Origin of the sequence: Nostoc cf. commune SO-36 (genome assembly GCF_023734775.1) — a bacterium.
In the GTDB taxonomy this organism is placed as follows: Bacteria; Cyanobacteriota; Cyanobacteriia; order Cyanobacteriales; family Nostocaceae; genus Nostoc; species Nostoc commune_A.
In genome coordinates, this window is record NZ_AP025732.1 from 701,362 (window position 1) to 718,933 (window position 17,572).

Genomic DNA, 17,572 nt, shown 5'->3' on the forward strand with positions numbered 1-17,572 from the left:
AATCTCGTTTCCAGCCTCTGGCTGGAAATGACCATCATAGCGGCTCTGCCGCAAGTGAGAAAAGCGGAGCCTCTAGCTGGAAACTCATTAAAAGCGACTTTGCCGCAAATGCAGGAGGCGGTACACTCCCAATAGTTATTCCCAGCCAGAGGCTGGGAACGAGAGAAAGCTTTTCAAATAACTGCCTGACCTGTATTTGAGGAATATCTACCTATTTTGATTGTGTAAATTTGTCTTTTACTAAAATCAAAGAAATTCACGAATTGCTCTCCCAGAAGTTAACAGTCAAGAGTTAAGAAACTCTAGACTATAAACTTAGGATTTAGCTTCCAATTGCTGGGGTGAGCAGGAGATTCAAACTTATACCCTACGCCACGTACAGTTTGAATTAATGCTGGCTGACTAGCATCAATTTCAATCTTCTTGCGAATTTGACCAATATGAACATCTACAACCCGTTGGTCGCCGACATATTCATAATCCCACACCTCGTGGATTAGTTCTGCACGCCGCCAAACTCGGCCTGGGTGACTGGCTAAAAAATGTAACAAGTCAAATTCCAGAGCAGTTAAGGGCACTGGTTGGTTATTAAGTGCTACCTCCCGTCGCACCGGATCAATCATAAGTTTTTCAAATACCAAGCGTTTCTGCTCGGCATTAGTTATCACTCGCTGACGCCTCAAAATAGCTCCGACTCTAACTTCTAGCTCTCCCAACCCAAAAGGCTTTGTGAGATAGTCGTCAGCACCTTTAGCAAAGCCGCGAATTTTGTCAGCTTCGTCAGCACGGCTAGTCAACATCAGAACAAAAACACCATTACGACTTTGCATCTCTTGGCAGAGGTTAAACCCTGTTACATCTGGTAAATTCACATCTAGAATTACCAAATCGGGGTTAAATTGCTCAAATAGAGTTAAGGCTGTCTTTCCATCTTCGGCAGCCTCCACCTGATAGTTCTGCTTAATCAAAAGCGTTGGATTAAATTCCGAACCGCAGGGTCGTCGTCAACTACAAGAATCTTGGCGGGAGCCATGACCATTACTTTGCACAAAAATTCGTAAGATTAACAAGAGAATTGCGTAAAAACGCAGTTGCCACTTTAGGACTAACTAAGAATCTACATGGCTACGGTGTAAGAATCCTGATCATTCACAAATAAATACTCTAATCAGGATTGTGAATAATGAGAACGCTAAACTTCTGTTAGTGACAGGATATAGACGCTCTGACTTTCGCCGCAAACCTGCTTGACCCCAGTTAGGTGGTAACTTAAAACGTTTCAATTTTAAATCGATATGCGGATATATACCACAAGCGATTATTCAGTATAATTAAAAAAATCTATTAAGGCACTGTAAGTTGCCAAATTTGAAACATTAAAGTTGATTTTTTCATAAAAACTATGCATTTTTAGGTACTCTCCGTTCAAATTCTAGATTAAAGCCAGAATTAGGCAACGACATGAGGGTATACACGGAGTTATAGCGATATGTTAAAGTGACTATAGTTGAAATTACAAAGTCGATTAAACTAACCCGTGCTACTATCCTGATAGGGCATAAAATAGGTCGAGACTTTAGTTTTGATCAAAATAAAACCTAAAGCTGTTTTTTCTTAGATAAAAGACTGCCGCTGACTGAGGCTGAACTAACAAACTCCCATGAGCGATCAAAATCCCTACGAAAAACTTGGGGTATCAGAAGAGGCTAGCTTCGATGAAATTCAAGATGCCCGTAATCGCCTATTCGAGCAACATAGTGGCGATGCCAAGCATTTAGAAGTAATTGAAGCGGCTTACGATGCGATTTTAATGGATCGCTTACGGATGCGCCAGGAAGGTAAAATTAAAGTCCCTGAGCGCATCCGGTTTCCAGAGTTGCGAGTGCAATCCCCTCCTAAGGAAAGTCCCGCCCCTCGCCAGCAGTCGCCTGCATGGCTCCAACGGATGCTGGATCAGCCAACACCTGCCGATATTCTCTTACCAGGAGCTTGGTTTCTTGGTTTGAGTTCTATTAGCTTGTTTTATCCAGAGGGAGGCGATCAGGTTTTGCAGTTAGCATTAGTGGTTGGGGTAGGTACTAGCATTTACTTTCTCAATCGCAAGGAAAGCAAATTTGGCCGAGCCGTTTTGTTCACCCTGATCAGTTTAATAATTGGCTTACTCGCTGGGGGATTAGTTGCTAGCTGGTTATTATCACAAATACCATTGCTCAATTTGTCATCGAACCAGTTCTCTACTGTACTGACGTTTATATTCTTGTGGTTGGTTAGTAGCTTTTTACGCTAAATCGATAGTTGTAAGGGAGCTTCTATAAGACAAGAAATGATTGATTTGTGTTATTTATTTGGATGTAACACACTATAAGGGTGCATATCTGTGCGCCCTTAGTGTATTTATGGCTTGCTAATGATGAGGCTAAGATGTCGTACTTAGGTAATTATTTAAAAGTTTAAAATATCTAGTGATTCTTCTATTTCTAAATCTAATATTCTTTCTCTTGTATCTTTGAGTGCTTCTAGTTTACCTTCTTGACGATAGATATCTGTTGCTTTTTGAAAATCCTCAATTGCTCCCTGTTTATCTGCCATTTCTAAGCGAATATTCCCTCGATTGTAATAAGCATCACCATAATTGGAATTAATCTGGATTGCCTGAGTATAATCTTCAATTGCTCCTTCAAAATCTCTTAAATCAGAACGAGCATTACCACGGTTATAATAAGCGTCTGCATAATTAGGATTAATCTGTATTGCTTGAGTATAATCTTCAATTGCTCCCTCAAAATCTCCTAAATCAGAACGAGCATTACCACGCTTTTTATAAGCTATGGCATCTTGAGGATTAATCTTGATTGCTTGGGGAAAACCCGGTTGAGAGCCTAATAAATAACGAGCAATGCCACGGTTTTTATAAGCATCAGCATAATGGGGGTTAATTTTAATAGCGTGGGTATAATCCTCAATCGCTCCTTGATTATCTCCGATATGAGAACGAGCCTCAGCCCGGTTTTTATAGGCTACGGCAACATTAGGATTAATTCTAATAGCTTGAGTATAATCATTAATTGCTTCTTCTAATCGCCCTAGTTGATATAAAGCTAAACCTCGTTTATTGTAAGATTTAGCATCTTGAAGATTTATCTGGATTGCCTGAGAATAATCTGCGATCGCAGCCTCATAATCTCCTATCTGATAGTGAGCTAAACCTCGTTTATAATATAAATTAATATCACCGTGATTAACTTCTAAAGCTTGATTATAGTTGGTAATTGCATTCGCATATTCTCCTTTTTCAAAACATTTATCACCCATTTTTGCATAAAGGAGATTTAAATCTTCATCACTATATTCAGGTTGAAAAGAAGATTTTACCACCTGATTAATAGTTAGCTTAGATGAAATTTCCTGTTTGGGTAGATATTTGTAAATTGGTGGTTGCTGCCTAGAAGAATTATTTATAGAATGTTGTAACTGTTCTAGATAACACCATAAACCACCGCCATATAGTAATTGTTCTATCCCAAAGGAAATTTTACCAGTTTTCAACTTAATCATACCGGGTTGGGAGAAAGCCAGCCAAAAAAAGGTGATACTCAGATTGTGCCTCGCTCACATCCTCTTGAATTAAAATGCAAACTACAACTGCATTTTTTTCGACTTCTTCAGAACTAATTGACCATCTTACTCTGTCAATCCGACCATGACGAGATTTGACTTCGATACCAATAGATGGGTCAGAAGTCAAGGTAAAATCTATATTGCCATCGCCGCCAAATCGCTTTTCATAATCGACTTCAGTAATGAAATCAGCTAAACGTTCTTTGACAACTTCCTCACCTAACTTTCCTTTGAGATAGCTAATAAAAACATCACGGACTGGTAAAACACGCTTATACTTCTCAGCCATCTGCCAGCAAAATTCCCGTAGTGCCTTTAACCTTTCTCCAGAGATTATAGTTAATTCGCTATATTGGCCTTCTGTTTCACAATGAAGCAGACAACCAGATGTTAACCTTTTAATAAAATCAGACTGTAGCGATCGCAGTAGCGTAATCCAGTCCATTTATATTTCTGCGAATCTTTTGATGAGATTATTCTATTAAAATATCTATTCGGCGTAAACCTTTTAATTGGCTTGGGCTATATTCCCAAAAATTATTTACTTTTTTGCAATAATTCTTAATTTAAATTAATATATCATAATTTTTGACAGAGAATAAGATGACATTAGAATGTAAGATATGTTTGCTTTTTAAAGTCGAGTTAAGTAAGTAAGTGTAGTAGTTGACTAACGATATCCTAATTTCAATTAAAAAAATAAGGTGCGTTAGCTCTCTTCGTAACGCACCATCTATTAGAATTTCTAGATTAATAAATCTATATTCCTTATTCTTCTGGCTCTAAATCGACTTCTTCTTCGTCTCCTTCACTGGCTTTAGCTACAGAGTTAGCAGAAACAACAGCGCCTTTATCTAGCTTTTCACGCACCAGTTGTTTAATTTGTTCAGCAAACTCAGGTTTTTCTTCGAGATACTTAATGGCGTTGTCTCGTCCTTGGGAGATATTATCGCCATTATAGCTGTACCAAGCTCCTTTGCGGACAAGTACGCCAGTTTCTTCTGCCAAGTCTACAATACAACCCAAGGTAGAAATTCCTTTGCCAAAAATAATGTCAAATTCCGCAATTCTAAAAGGCGGAGCTACTTTATTTTTAGCAACTTTAACTTTGACGCGATTACCAAATTCATCTGTACCTTTTTTCAAGGTTTGAATCCGGCGAATATCCAAGCGCACCGAAGCGTAAAACTTCAATGCGTTACCTCCAGTTGTGGTTTCTGGACTACCGTAGGTAACACCGATTTTTTGCCGCAACTGGTTGATGAAAATTACTGTACAACCAGATTTACCAATATTGCCCGTAATCTTACGTAGGGCTTGGCTCATCAACCGCGCCTGCAAACCAACGTGAATATCACCCATGTCGCCTTCAATTTCAGCGCGGGGAACCAGTGCTGCTACTGAGTCAATGACTACAATATCAACCGCAGCAGAGCGAACCAGCTGATCGACAATTTCCAAAGCTGATTCGCCAGTGTCTGGTTGGGAAATCAGCAAATTGTCAATATCTACACCCAATGCCGCAGCATAAGTAGGGTCTAGCGCGTGTTCAGCATCAACAAAGGCAGCAATACCACCATTTCTTTGCACTTCAGCGAGCGCATGTAGCGCTACTGTAGTCTTCCCGGAACTTTCCGGCCCATAAATCTCAATTACCCGCCCCTTGGGTAAACCACCACCTAATGCTAAATCCAGGGTGAGCGCCCCACTAGAAATTGTCTCCACCCGCATCCGGGTAGCATCACCCAGGCGCATGATTGCTCCTTTACCAAAGCTGCGCTCAATCTGGTTGAGCACCATAGTCAGTGCTTTTTGCTTACCTGAAGTATCGGTGTTGATAGCCATTCCTGCCTCTAATGCCTCTAAATATATGGTTTTAAGGAGTGTTGCTCTGGGAGTTTGAGTAGAACAGATATACTATTTTAACCAGAAAATTCTGGAATAGGACTTCTCAAATCAAAAAAGGGGTGTGACAAGATCGTAACTCGAACGCTACCAGATTAGGGTAGTTTTGCACGATGATACCAACTTGCATTCAGAGATAGCTTTTTTTGGCTGGGTAAGCAAGGGGTTTTCAGCAAAAAATTATCTAAACAACACCGTCAGTAGAACCGTACTCGTGAGCATTTGCGGAGGTTGCTCAATTAGGAGCGATCGCTAATACAAATCAGCATATCATCAACGACGACACCTTCATTGCGTAAACGGGAATAGTACTAATCATAGTCAGCCCATCTCTTGCAAGGTTTTGATATCTTGTTCAAAATCATCTACACGTTAAGCCAGGATTGGAATTGAAGATTTTTCTGCTAAAATATAGTCAAAATGCCTAAAATAGTCAAAATCGCTATGCAGACCTACACTCTGACTGATGCCCGCAACAAACACGGTGAGGTTTTTGACAAGGCTGCTATTGAACCAGTTCTACTAACTAAGCAATCACGGCCTAGCCATGTAATTATCTCAGCCGAGAGCTACCAAAAATTAATTAATCGGCTGGAAGAATTAGAGGATATGGTTTTTGGTCAAGCTGCTGAAGTTGCTCTGAGTCAGTCCAAAATGATTGGTACAGAGGCTTTTACATCTGCACTAGAGCATTTAGCTAATGGCGAAGCTTGATGGTCTAGCAACTGTTCTTGATTTTCTGAGCGGTTTACAGCCTAAAATAGCAGCACAGATTGCAAAAAAGGTTTTGGCTTTGAATGTTGAGCCTTTACCAGCTGATAGTGAGCAGCTATCTGGTTATCAAGGTTTATATCGAGTTGATAGTGGTGAATATCGAATTGTTTACAGATATTTTCCTGAGCAAGATTTAGTAGAAGTGATTTTAGTCGGTAAGCGCAATGATGATGATGTCTACAAAAGATTGAAGCGTTTACTGGGTTAATCTTTGGTTTTCATTAAAATGCTAAAATCGCTTCAGCACAAATGCTTTCAGGCATCTTTGATGACTTTCGACCTTCCCGACTCTCTGATTCTCGATACTGCACTTTCAGTATCTGGATTAACTGACTATATTCGCTTGCTGTTAGAGCAAGATGAACAATTACGCCAAGTTTGGGTAACTGGCGAAGTCTCCAGCGCTAACCACCATCGCAGTGGTTTATTTTTTACGCTCCAAGATACCGATCGCAGCGCCGGAATTAAGTGTGTAGTATGGAATAGCCAATTGCCAAAACTCGCCCAAATGCCTGTTCCTGGTGAACAGATAATCATTTTAGGTAGTATTCGTCTGTATCCGCAACGGGGAGAGTATCAGTTATCAGTTTGGCAGACTTTACCTGCTGGTGTTGGTTTACAGGCGTTGCGCTATCAACAACTCAAAAATCGCTTGCTGGCTGAGGGATTGTTCGACGCGCAAAGAAAGCGATCGCTCCCAACTCATCCCCAAACGATCGCTGTCGTCACTTCACCAACGGCTGCTGCTTGGGGTGATATTCAAAAAACTCTCAAGCAAAGGTATCCAGGTTTACACGTTTTGTTTTCTCCGGCTACAGTACAAGGTGAGCAAGCGCCGGAATCTATTGTTAAGGCAATTGAGCGGGTGGAAAGAGATGGACGCGCCGAAGTGCTAATTTTATCGCGGGGTGGTGGCGCAGTTGAGGAGTTGGCTTGCTTTAATGATGAACGAGTGGTGCGATCGCTTGCTACTTGTTCCATTCCTGTAATTACTGGTATCGGGCATCAACGAGATGAATCTTTAGCAGATTTAGTTGCAGATGCTTGTGTGCATACACCCACTGCGGCGGCGGAAAGAGTTGTGCCAGCACTTTCAGAGTTATATACTGAACATCGGGGGCGAGTTGTGGCTTTACATGAAGCGGTGCATGACTTTAAGGAAAATGCTGACAATAAACTGCAAGTATTACGGAATCGTTTGCGGCGTTTGCGGTTAGATCGACAAGTGCAGCAGGAGACGGAAAAGCTAGCTTGGAAGCGTCAGCATTTGGTGCAAATTACAATGGGGCGATCGCAGCAAGCAACGCAGCATTTAGAGTTATTGCGGCAAAAGTTGGCTAGTCTTGACCCGAAAGCGGTGTTACAGCGTGGTTATGCGGTGGTGAGGCGAGAAGATGGGGCGATCGCTCGTTCTGCGGTGGAGTTGGCTGTGGGACAAGAGTTAGTGATTCAGTTGGGGCAGGGTGGGGTTAAAGTGAAGGTTACAGAAGTAAACGAACCGCAGAGGCGCAGAGGACACAGAGAGGTTAATGGTTAAACGTAAAGGTGCTTCTAGTTCTGAAGAAGGTTGGAATTATGAGGCGAAGGTTGCTGAGATAGAGGGAATTATTACTCGCATTGAGGCGGGTGAGTTGGAATTGGAAGCTGTTTTTGACCAATTTGCAACTGCTGTGGAGTATTTGCGTCAGTGCGAAAGTTTTTTGCAGCAGCGACAGCAACAGGTAGATTTGCTAATTGAAACGTTAAGTGAAGAGTAGAAACCAGGGTATCTAATTCAATATGTCTGAATAAGAAACAGCCCTGCTTTTTGAGGAGAGATTAGAAGTCTGCAACTTTTGAAGACTTATATTTACACTCTAATTCCACAAGCCAAAAGGGGAGTAAGGCAGAACTGTTTCATAATTCAATTAAGTTACGCTGTTGCAGCCTAGAGAGCTTTTCTAGACAGGTTGTTTAGGTTCTAATACTAAATTTACAGCCGCGCTGAAATCCTTAACGATTAAGTCGGGTTGGTAAAGTTCCAGTTGGGTGCGATCGCGGATGCCACATTCCACAGCCATCACCTTAATACCATAATTTTTAGCTGCGGTGATGTCGGCTTCTGTATCTCCTACCATCCAGGTATCAGTAACGGGGGGCAGTTCTTTTAACGCCCTAGCCATTAACAAGGGCTTATCTTCAATATCACGAGTTTTAACGTAGTCGTTACTCAGGCAATAACAACGATTTTCTGGGAAAAATCTCGCTAAATCATGTTTTTTGAAGGCATAATCTAGTTCCCGAACTCGGCGCATGGTCATAACTGCTAGATCAATTCCAGCTTGTTGAATTTTTAATAGTGCATCTACAGCACCAGGCGCGAGAGTGTCATAGTTAAAATAATGTTCTGTATGTACAGTTTGCCGCCGCAACTGGGCAAATTCTTGGGCTTGGGTTTCATCTAACCCTGAATTTAAGGCGATTTGTTTTTCAGGAACACGCGATCGCTTTAATTGCCAAAATTCCGCTTTCGGAAGTTCTTGCACTACTTGATCTGGGCGACGGGTTTTGTCCAAGCAGTATTGATAAACACGGTAGTACCGTTCAGAAACATCAATAATTGGGCCGTCGAAGTCAGTAATAAGTCTTAGCATCGGCGGAAAATGTTAATTTTTATTAAAATTATCTCAATAGTATCAGCATTTTATTGCAGCGTACCGCGTTTAATTTGTTCGCTTTCAATGGCTTCAAATAAGGCGCGAAAGTTACCTTCGCCAAAACCTTGAGCTTGAAAACGGCGTTCAATAAACTCAAAGAAAAATGTCGGCTGTTCAAAAATGGGCTGGGTGAAAATTTGTAGTAGTAGAGGCGCGGTTTGTTGTGTCTCTACGGGAGTATATTCTTGCCAGTCCACCAGAATTTCTTGTTGAGCGATCGCTTCTAGTTCTAGAGGTGATAGGGTGAGTCCTGGACGCTGTTTTAGTTGCGAGTAGTAGGTTTGGGGAACTGAGAGTAAGGATAAACCACTGGCACGAAATTTAGCGATCGCACTTACAAGATTAGACGTCCGTAAGGCAATATGCTGAATTCCTGCGCCCTGGTTGACATCTAGAAATTCCTGAATTTGAGAATTTCTGGAAGCCGGCTCATTAATTGGCAATTGGACGCTACCGTTACGCGAAATCATCACCTGGCTGTGTAAAGCAGAGCGATTGGTTTTAATTTTAAATGCTTGCTGGGGTTGAAAATCTAGAATGTTTTCGTACCAAGCCACAGCACGCTCTAATTCACCAACTGCCACATTCAGCACTACGTGATCTATGGCGGTAAAAGTGTTGTCATTTGTCTTTTGTCCTTTGTCAAAAACTAATGACCTTTCTATCAACGTATGAGTAAGTCCACCCCAGGCGGCAATTTTGCCACATTTGAGAAATGCCGTACCCACCTGGCCTTCCTGGACGGGTTGGAGGATTGTAGCACCGTGTTTTTGAGCTAGTGCGATCGCGCCTTCGACATCTTCCACAGCAAAAGCGACATCTGCCACACCGGGTGGATATTGACGCAGAAACTCGGCTACTGGACTTGTAGGCAACAGTGGTGAAGACAGAAAAAAGCAGACATCACCACTTTTCACCACTTCTGTACAAGTATGAAACGAACTGGTGCGATCGCCTACTGTTTGAAAACCAAGATGGTGTACAAACCAATCCCGCCATACTTTGGCATCTTCTACATAGAAATGAACGTGATCAATTTTCATAGATACTGAAAATCCAGCATAAAAGTTTATATATCTGTAAATTTTGCCTTTTTGCTAGATTTTCACGTCCTTCCTAAGCAAGAACTATATAGACGCACTCCCCCTTTAAAAGAACAAATGACTATCAGGTTGAATGTTAATTTCCATTGGCACAGCTTGCGGTTCGGCAGAAAGGGCAAAGAAAATCGCATTGGCAGCAGTTTCAGGACTGAGCATTTTTTTTCGGTCTACTTTTAGGTTGACGTTATCCCAAAAAGGAGAATCTACCCCACCAAAGTAGAATAACGTGAACTTGATACCAAAACGCTTGAGTTCCTCTGCCATACACTTGCTAAAACCGACAACACCAAACTTAGAAGCAGAATAAGCTGCTGCCATCCCCATTGAATGCTTACCCAAAATTCCAACTACATTACAAATGTGACCAGACTTGCGCTTTTGCATCTCTTCAGCCGCCGCCTGAGTGGTGTAAAAGCTACCTTTTAAGTTGACATCTAGCATCTTATCTAAATCAGCAGGTTCCAGGCTGTTGTAGGGCTTGAGTATACCAGCACCAGCAGCATTCACTAAAATATCGATTTGACCAAACTCAGCGATGGTCTTTTTAATTAAAGTATCTACTTGTTTGGGGTCAGTAATATCGGTGGGAACGCTCAAAACTTGCCCTGGTAAATCATCTGCCAGTGTTGTTAAACGAACCGCATCTCTGGCAGCCAATACCAACCGGACTCCGGTAGGCGCAAGTTTATGTGTTAAAGCTGAACCAATACCACCAGTAGCACCGACAATAACAACGACTTTATCCTGCATTGCAATATTTATATTTCTTTACATCTGTTTACATAATACTGAATTCCAGGCTCAGGTTGTACATAAACATCCAGAAAGTATTTACTCGCAGAGTAGCGCCATGACCTCGTATTCTCTGCCACTGGCTTTTAATGTAAATGTGGGAGATGATTGTAAATATTTAGAAAAACTAGAACCCAACTTCAATGTTTTGATAATTGAATTAGGAGATTCTCCGGTTATTTTCTGTAACTCGGAACCTAATTTTGACACAGATAATTTAGTTTCAGGAGATGTCTTTTGTATATCATGAATAATTTTTAATAATAATTTATCTAATGTTTTCCCATTAGAAATTTTTGCAACTTTTTCTTTTTTTGTTTCTTGAATAGATTCTGTAAAAGAGTTATCTAAAACAGGAATTATTTTCTCATTTTCTGGTTGTTTTGGATTCTTTGGAATATTGATATCACATTTTTCTTGAAATAAAGTTGCAACAGTCACTAAACTGTCTAATCGAGCATTGATAGATTCCTGTTCAGTTTTAATTGAATCATGAATTGTATCAACTACTTTTTCAAAGGATGAAAGCTCTGTTGGCACTGCTAAGGAATAATGAGTTAATTTGCCAGTATTCCGGTTCTCTATATGCAAATTTTGTCCTTGTCTACGTACCCAATAGACAATTAATCCTTGATTTTGGAGTTCGTTACAAAGATGGTTTAAAATTCCATCGCTAGAACAGACTAATATTTCTTTAACTGTTGGATAAGAGCGTAATAGACAAGCACCGAATGCAATCATTTTTGCATCAGCACTATTTTTACCTTCAGGGACATGGAGAAGTTGATAACCACGATTATATAGTTCAATATCTTGCTTCCCAATACTGGGATTTTTCCAGTTAGCAAATGCAATTTTAACTTGGAGTGGATATTCACAAACACTAGCTAAAAATAATTCTGAATTAATATCTAATTTTAAATTTTCTGCATCCAAAATGAGAAGAGATATCCCTGTTTCTAACTTATGCTTAATTTCGTTATTTTGCTGAATTTTTAAGATTAATTGGCTGAACACAGAAGATTCTAACCAATCAGGCGATAATATCATTTGCAGCAGTTCTTCAGCTAATTTAAAATTAAAAGAGCTAAGACCTTTCTCTGTGATTTTTTCTTCTGGCAGGTTTTTTACTAAAGAAAGTGTCCGCCCCATCAGTCATAGATAGTTTAGTATGTCCATTGCTGTTAGCTAGCAAGTCCCCTTCCAGGGAATGAGGTAATGCAGTCTCAAGGAATTGTTTGCCACAATTTTTGCAGAGTAATTTTGCTGGTCATTGCGACAACCATTTTTATAATATGAAGCAGATTCCGCACAGAGGACATTTCATCTTATGATTCAGGTGGTCTAGGCAGATACTTTTCTTTAAGTATATAGTATAAAAAGAGACTGTCAATGCCAGTCTGCATTGCCCAATACTAGAAAAACTCAAAGCAAGCGGAAATTTAATTTAACCCCTAATTTCCACTTACACTATGTAGTAACCCTCTGAATAGCTAGAATTTAAGAAACACTTCAACAGACGCGGGCGAAAACGTAGTCGCGAGTGCGAGAATCCACGGGGATTTGGTATTGGTAACATAGCCAAGACAGTTACAGGGCGAAAACGTAGTCGCGAGTGCGAGAATCCACGGGGTTAGTAAAGATTTTATTTGTAGTACCAAATTCAACCATTTGAGTAATACGATTTTCATTACTACAAAAGAAAGCCGTAAAGTCAGATAGACGAGTAACTTGCTGCATATTGTGAGTAACAATCACAATTGTCAACTCAGAGCGCAAATTATGAATCAAATTCTCAATTTTCATACTACCCGCCGGATCAAGACCTGAACAAGGCTCATCCATCAATAGAACGTTCGGTTTGACTGCTAAAGCACGGGCAATACATAGTTTTTGTTGTTGACCACCAGAAAGCTCTAAAGCTGATTTGTGCAGCTTATTTTTTACTTCATCCCAAAGTTCGGCAGCTTTGATGGCAGATTCAACAATCCCATCTAATTCTACTTTCGGATGCCAACCAACTAGTTTCACCCCATAAGCAACATTATCGTAAACGCTCATAGGAAAAAGATTTGGCTTGGGAAAAACCATACTAACTTGACGCCCGTAAACGATTGATGTTGACACGACGCTCATAAATACTCTGTCCAAAAAATTCTACTTTTCCTTCAACCCTCACATCTCCTTCTAATTCACTCATGCGATTTAACGATTTAATAAAAGTAGACTTGCCACAACCGCTAGAACCAATAATTGCCGTGACTTGGTTTTGGTAAATATCCATTGACACGCCTTCAACTATCTTTTGAGTGTCGTAATAGAAGCTGAAGTTTTTGACTCTTATGGCTGGAATTAGTTTACTCATATTCCCAAAAGTTATGAAACAGAACTTGATTCAGTAAAACAGTACAAATCAGCGTCGCTGTTTCACTATGTTACCCCCAAAAGTAGATGTTCATAGAAATTACGTAGTTATATAGTAGTCATCTAGCAGATAAGTGGTTAGTAGATATTTATATAAGGCTGTGTCACAAAATTTATTTTTTACAGACTATTAGAAAAAAATAGGTCTTGTATTTGTTATTAGAAAATAATCACGCGTAGGCATTGCACTCAACCCAGAGGCGCTATAGATACCTAAAAACTCTAAATCATCATTAAATTTACTACAAAAAGAAAAAATAAAACGCTTGTTGATGCAAGCGCTTTTTCCCAATTTTTAAGTGATTATCATTCTTAGCTAAACTTGTTCTATTTTCGCAAAGTGCGATCGCTTTACCCACTCGTAGGCATCGCTTGAAGGAGCAATAAATTAGATATAGCAAGCTTTTGAGCTTCCCATAACATATTCTTATCCAAAACGACCATTCACGTAGTCTGCCGTCTGTTGCTTCGAGGGCTGATTAAAAATCTTTTGTGTCTGATCAAATTCCACCAATTCACCCAAATACATAAACGCTGTGTAATCAGAAACACGAACTGCCTGCTGCATATTGTGAGTCACAATCAAAATCGTCACCGTTTCTTTCAATTGATTAATCAACTCTTCAATGCTGGCGGTAGCTATCGGGTCTAAGGCTGATGTTGGCTCATCAAATAGAACAATCTCAGGGTCAGTCGCCAAAGCGCGGGCGATGCACAAACGCTGCTGTTGACCACCAGAAAGGTTGAAAGCTAAATCATTCAAGCGATCCTTTACTTCATTCCACAAAGCTGCTTCATGCAAAGCTTTCTCTACTTTTTCATCAAGGATTGCACGTTTCGATTCACCCCGCACCTTCAGACCATAAGCTACATTTTCGTAAATGGATTTAGGAAAGGGATTAGGTCTTTGAAACACCATACTAATCCGCATCCGTACCTCAATTGGGTCAACCTTATTACTAAGCAGGTTAATCCCATCTGGTTCGAGGGTGATTTCTCCCTTATAGTTATTTCCGGGGTAAAGGTCGTGCATTCGATTGAAACAACGTAACAGAGTGGTTTTACCACATCCAGAAGGCCCAATCAGCGCTGTTACTTGTTTTGTCACCCACTGACATATTAATGTCTTTGAGAGCGTGGACTGTTCCACCGTAGTAGAAGTTCAGATAATTGACCGAAGCTTTGATGGATTTTTCTAGGGTTGATGATGCAATTTCTACCATTTGATTTTTTTGCGTAAACGATAGCGGATATAAATTGCTACAGCGTTCATAGCCAAAGTAATGGCAATTAGAACAATACCTGCTGCTGCTGCATTCACCTGAAACTCAGCTTGAGGACGAGATACCCAATCAAACATTTGAATGGGCATAACTGTGAACGGAGCAAGTAACCAAGAGAAAGAGATATAGGGAAATTGCTCAGTAATTGGTGGGTCTGGTAAGAAGGCTATAAATGTCAGCGCACCAATGGTAATTAGGGGCGCAGTTTCACCAATAGCTCGTGCCAAGGCAACAATAATACCAGTAAGAATTGTGCCTGTTGAGTAAGGCAGAATTATGATCCCAGATCATTTGCCACTTTAGAAGCTCCTGTTGCATAAGCAGCTTCACGGATACTATTTGGTATAGCACGCAGAGCCTCACGGGTAGAAACGATCACTACTGGCAAAACCAATAGCGCCAAGGTAAATCCCAGCAGTAATAATGCTTCGGCCAAAGTTGAACCCATAAACAAATACGCCCAAAGCCAAAAGTCCGTAAATAATCGACGGAACACCAGCTAAGTTGGTGACATTAATTTCAATTAAATCAGACAACCAATTTTTTTTAGCATACTCTTCTAAGTAAATACCCGATGCTATGCCAATGGGTATGGCTACTAAAGACGTTACAAACATTACCAAGATCGTTCCCACCCAAGCGGAGAGAATGCCTGCTTCTTCCGCCCTACGACTAGGAAACGAAGTCAAAAATTGCCACGAAAGACGTGGGAAACCATCGGTGATTAAATCAAACAATAGTGCCAGTAATGTGACAATATCCAAACAGCATTGACAATATGCCAATAATGTTGAAAATATATTGCGATCGCTTATTGCGGCTAATAGTCTTACGGACTTCTTGAATATTAAGAGTGTCATATCAATAAATTTCTCGATAGCGCTTGGTGAGAAAATGACCAATGATATTAAAAACTAAATGTCATTAGCACTAACGTCAGTTTCCAACAGCAAAGATGGTCTGATATTCTAGGCTGCCATGAGGTAGGTCGCCGAGACTTACCGATACAATGTAGGCTGTCATTGTCGCGGCTGGTTCCATCGGGTTAAGAGTCAAGTTGTGGTTGTCCACCCGCAGCAAAAGCCACTATCATCGTTTCACCGATCGCCCGAGAAATCCCCAAAATGTAAGCGGCAGAGATGCCAGAAATAGAAGCTGGTAATACGACTCGCACAGCTGTCTGGAAGCGGGTAGCCCCCATTGCATAAGAAGCCTCGCGTATATGTGCGGGTACTGTACGCATGGCATCTTCGCTCAGGGAACTGACATAAGGAATAATCATAATACCGATGACGAGTCCCGCACTTAACATACTAAAACCAGGTAAATCTGGCAGAATTACCTGCAACAAGGGTGTGAGAAATAAGAGGGCAAAATAACCGTAAACTACTGTGGGAATACCCGCCAACAATTCTAAAGCTGGCTTGACAATTTCCCGGACGATGGGTGAAGCAAATTCACTCAAGTAAATAGCAATAATCGTACCTAGCGGTACTGCTACTAATAAAGCAACAAATGTAGTGACTAATGTTCCTGTCACCAGAGGCAAAATACCGAAATGCTTATCATCAAATAAAGGTGTCCATTGAGTATCTGTAAGGAATTCCCATAAAGATACTTTTTGAAAAAATATTGTAGATTCGTAAAATAAGATACCAAGAATGGCTACTGTAGTTGCCACAGAAGAAAGTGCCGCTAGAAACAAGACAGACTCTATTGCCCGTTCTTGTAAATCACGCACTAGCTTTCGAGAAAGTTGAGTTTGTTTTGCACTACTCATGCTGGGATGCGATCGCTCTTTGGATGATGAATTTAAATAGACAAAGAGAGGTACTACACCTCCCTTTGATAAATTGCAGATTTTGAACTAATTCAAAAATCACAATTAGGCTTATTCTCTGGCTTCACGGCTTAATAATTCTTCAATTTTTAGCCCAACTGATTCTTGTCCACCAAAAATCGTGCCATATCTCTTCTTATTAAAGTGATTCTGGGCAGTAGTGTATGCTGACGCTGGCAGAGCAACGTATCTTACTTCTTGAGAGAACTTAGCTGCATTCTGCAAGTAAAATTGCACAAACTGCTTTACTTCTGGCTTGTCAATAGACTTAGAACTAACATAGATAAAAATGGGGCGAGATAGCGGACTGTAAGTGCCATTTTTAACTGTTGTTTCTGAGGGCGATACGCCGTTGATTGGTACTGCCTTCAGTTTATTTTTGTTTTCTGCGTAATAGGCATAACCGAAGTAACCAAGGGCGTTTTTGTCACGGCTAACACCTTGTACAAGTACGTTGTCATCTTCGCTTGCAGTAAAGTCACCCCGGCTAGACTTGGATTTGCCAACAACAGCTTCGGTAAAGTAGTCGAAGGTTCCAGAGTTTGCACCAGGGCCAAACAACTTTAGAGGTGCATTGGGGAATCCATTACGAACCTGATTCCAGTTATTGACCTTACCCTGTGCCCCAGGCTCCCAGATTTTCTTCAATTCGGCAACTGTGAGATTTTTTGCCCAGGAATTTTGAGGGTGAACTACAACTGTTAAAGCATCATAAGCTACTGGTAATTCGACATAACGAATACCCGCAGCTTTGCAAGCATCGATTTCTTTTTGTAGGATGGGGCGAGATGCACCAGAGATGTCTGTCTCGCCACGACAGAACTTTTTGAAGCCGCCGCCCGTACCAGAAACGCCTACTGTAACTCTCACTCTACCTCTTTGCGCCTTTTGGAAATCTTCTGCTGCTGCTTCCGTAATTGGGAAAACGGTGCTAGAACCATCAACCGTAACTGTGCTGACGCTTTGAGAATGAACCGCAGATATTGATAGACCAAAGGTAGCGGTCACTAATGAGACTATACCTAATACTGCCAGGCTTTTAAGCTTAAAGTTCATTTTGTTCATAAAAACATTCCTAGTTTGCTGGACATTAAATTTTCGCTAATTCACCTCAAGACGTAACTACTTTTTTCAAGT

Annotated in this window: 11 protein-coding genes and 6 pseudogenes; 5 read left to right on the top strand and 12 right to left on the bottom strand. The window is 40.7% G+C overall.

Annotated elements, in window-relative coordinates; all coding sequences use genetic code 11:
- Positions 1–302: 302 nt before the first annotated feature.
- Positions 303–1,033: pseudogene (locus ANSO36C_RS03130) on the bottom strand (response regulator transcription factor).
- A gap of 627 nt (positions 1,034–1,660) precedes the next feature.
- Between ANSO36C_RS03130 and ANSO36C_RS03135 the strand changes: the two are divergent.
- Positions 1,661–2,287, top strand: coding sequence for a CPP1-like family protein (locus ANSO36C_RS03135; protein ID WP_251958344.1), 627 nt, complete (start codon positions 1,661–1,663; stop codon positions 2,285–2,287).
- Positions 2,288–2,442: 155 nt separating this feature from the next.
- On the opposite strand, the pseudogene ANSO36C_RS03140 reads toward ANSO36C_RS03135, so the two are convergent.
- Positions 2,443–4,063, bottom strand: a pseudogene (locus ANSO36C_RS03140) (tetratricopeptide repeat protein).
- A 323-nt stretch (positions 4,064–4,386) separates the two neighbouring features.
- Positions 4,387–5,463 carry a recombinase RecA gene (recA, locus tag ANSO36C_RS03145; protein ID WP_190941021.1) on the bottom strand — a complete coding sequence of 359 codons (1,077 nt, stop codon included), beginning with the start codon at positions 5,461–5,463 and terminating at the stop codon, positions 4,387–4,389.
- A gap of 504 nt (positions 5,464–5,967) precedes the next feature.
- Between recA and ANSO36C_RS03150 the strand changes: the two genes are divergently transcribed.
- The 4 genes from ANSO36C_RS03150 to xseB are packed head-to-tail and all read left to right on the top strand — an operon-like array spanning position 5,968 to position 8,054.
- Positions 5,968–6,237: a type II toxin-antitoxin system Phd/YefM family antitoxin gene (locus ANSO36C_RS03150; protein ID WP_251958345.1), complete on the top strand. Its 270-nt coding sequence runs from the start codon at positions 5,968–5,970 to the stop codon at positions 6,235–6,237.
- Positions 6,224–6,505 carry a type II toxin-antitoxin system RelE family toxin gene (locus ANSO36C_RS03155; protein ID WP_251958346.1) on the top strand — a complete coding sequence of 94 codons (282 nt, stop codon included), beginning with the start codon at positions 6,224–6,226 and terminating at the stop codon, positions 6,503–6,505. Before ANSO36C_RS03150 ends, ANSO36C_RS03155 begins: the two co-directional genes overlap by 14 nt.
- A 60-nt stretch (positions 6,506–6,565) precedes the next feature.
- On the top strand, positions 6,566–7,834 hold the full coding sequence (gene xseA, locus ANSO36C_RS03160) for an exodeoxyribonuclease VII large subunit (protein ID WP_251960238.1): 1,269 nt from the start codon (positions 6,566–6,568) through the stop codon (positions 7,832–7,834).
- Complete coding sequence (gene xseB, locus ANSO36C_RS03165) at positions 7,827–8,054, top strand: exodeoxyribonuclease VII small subunit (protein WP_251958347.1); 228 nt, start codon at positions 7,827–7,829, stop codon at positions 8,052–8,054. Before xseA ends, xseB begins: the two co-directional genes overlap by 8 nt.
- Before the next feature lie 183 nt (positions 8,055–8,237).
- Here xseB and ANSO36C_RS03170 read toward each other — a convergent pair whose 3' ends face one another.
- The 9 genes and pseudogenes from ANSO36C_RS03170 to ANSO36C_RS03210 form a co-directional block, all read right to left on the bottom strand.
- The gene (locus tag ANSO36C_RS03170) at positions 8,238–8,930 is read right to left on the bottom strand and encodes an HAD family hydrolase (RefSeq protein WP_251958348.1); all 693 of its coding nucleotides are present in this window, start codon (positions 8,928–8,930) and stop codon (positions 8,238–8,240) included.
- 50 nt (positions 8,931–8,980) lie between these two features.
- Entirely contained in the window at positions 8,981–10,036 is a 1,056-nt protein-coding gene (gene hppD, locus ANSO36C_RS03175; protein WP_251958349.1) for a 4-hydroxyphenylpyruvate dioxygenase, read from the bottom strand.
- A 105-nt stretch (positions 10,037–10,141) separates the two neighbouring features.
- A complete protein-coding gene (locus ANSO36C_RS03180) occupies positions 10,142–10,846 on the bottom strand; it encodes an SDR family oxidoreductase (RefSeq protein ID WP_251958350.1) in 705 nt (234 codons plus the stop codon).
- An 81-nt stretch (positions 10,847–10,927) separates the two neighbouring features.
- Complete coding sequence (locus ANSO36C_RS03185; RefSeq protein ID WP_251958351.1) at positions 10,928–12,040, bottom strand: NYN domain-containing protein; 1,113 nt, start codon at positions 12,038–12,040, stop codon at positions 10,928–10,930.
- A 438-nt stretch (positions 12,041–12,478) separates the two neighbouring features.
- A pseudogene (locus ANSO36C_RS03190) lies at positions 12,479–13,253 on the bottom strand (phosphate ABC transporter ATP-binding protein).
- Positions 13,254–13,739: 486 nt separating this feature from the next.
- Positions 13,740–14,535, bottom strand: a pseudogene (gene pstB, locus ANSO36C_RS03195) (phosphate ABC transporter ATP-binding protein PstB).
- Positions 14,529–15,441, bottom strand: a pseudogene (gene pstA, locus ANSO36C_RS03200) (phosphate ABC transporter permease PstA). Before pstA ends, pstB begins: the two co-directional pseudogenes overlap by 7 nt.
- Before the next feature lie 15 nt (positions 15,442–15,456).
- Positions 15,457–16,375, bottom strand: a pseudogene (pstC, locus tag ANSO36C_RS03205) (phosphate ABC transporter permease subunit PstC).
- Between the two features lie 111 nt (positions 16,376–16,486).
- Positions 16,487–17,500 carry a PstS family phosphate ABC transporter substrate-binding protein gene (locus ANSO36C_RS03210; protein ID WP_251958352.1) on the bottom strand — a complete coding sequence of 338 codons (1,014 nt, stop codon included), beginning with the start codon at positions 17,498–17,500 and terminating at the stop codon, positions 16,487–16,489.
- Positions 17,501–17,572 lie beyond the last annotated feature (72 nt).

What these genes read in the sequence shown, in the direction of transcription:
- ANSO36C_RS03180 (WP_251958350.1), bottom strand. Translation starts at nt 10,846, where the DNA reads ATGCAGGATAAAGTCGTTGTTATTGTCGGTGCTACTGGTGGTATTGGT.
- ANSO36C_RS03135 (WP_251958344.1), top strand. Translation starts at nt 1,661, where the DNA reads ATGAGCGATCAAAATCCCTACGAAAAACTTGGGGTATCAGAAGAGGCT.
- recA (WP_190941021.1), bottom strand. Translation starts at nt 5,463, where the DNA reads ATGGCTATCAACACCGATACTTCAGGTAAGCAAAAAGCACTGACTATG.
- ANSO36C_RS03170 (WP_251958348.1), bottom strand. Translation starts at nt 8,930, where the DNA reads ATGCTAAGACTTATTACTGACTTCGACGGCCCAATTATTGATGTTTCT.
- ANSO36C_RS03210 (WP_251958352.1), bottom strand. Translation starts at nt 17,500, where the DNA reads ATGAACAAAATGAACTTTAAGCTTAAAAGCCTGGCAGTATTAGGTATA.
- xseA (WP_251960238.1), top strand. Translation starts at nt 6,566, where the DNA reads ATGACTTTCGACCTTCCCGACTCTCTGATTCTCGATACTGCACTTTCA.
- xseB (WP_251958347.1), top strand. Translation starts at nt 7,827, where the DNA reads ATGGTTAAACGTAAAGGTGCTTCTAGTTCTGAAGAAGGTTGGAATTAT.
- ANSO36C_RS03150 (WP_251958345.1), top strand. Translation starts at nt 5,968, where the DNA reads ATGCAGACCTACACTCTGACTGATGCCCGCAACAAACACGGTGAGGTT.
- hppD (WP_251958349.1), bottom strand. Translation starts at nt 10,036, where the DNA reads ATGAAAATTGATCACGTTCATTTCTATGTAGAAGATGCCAAAGTATGG.
- ANSO36C_RS03155 (WP_251958346.1), top strand. Translation starts at nt 6,224, where the DNA reads ATGGCGAAGCTTGATGGTCTAGCAACTGTTCTTGATTTTCTGAGCGGT.
- ANSO36C_RS03185 (WP_251958351.1), bottom strand. Translation starts at nt 12,040, where the DNA reads ATGGGGCGGACACTTTCTTTAGTAAAAAACCTGCCAGAAGAAAAAATC.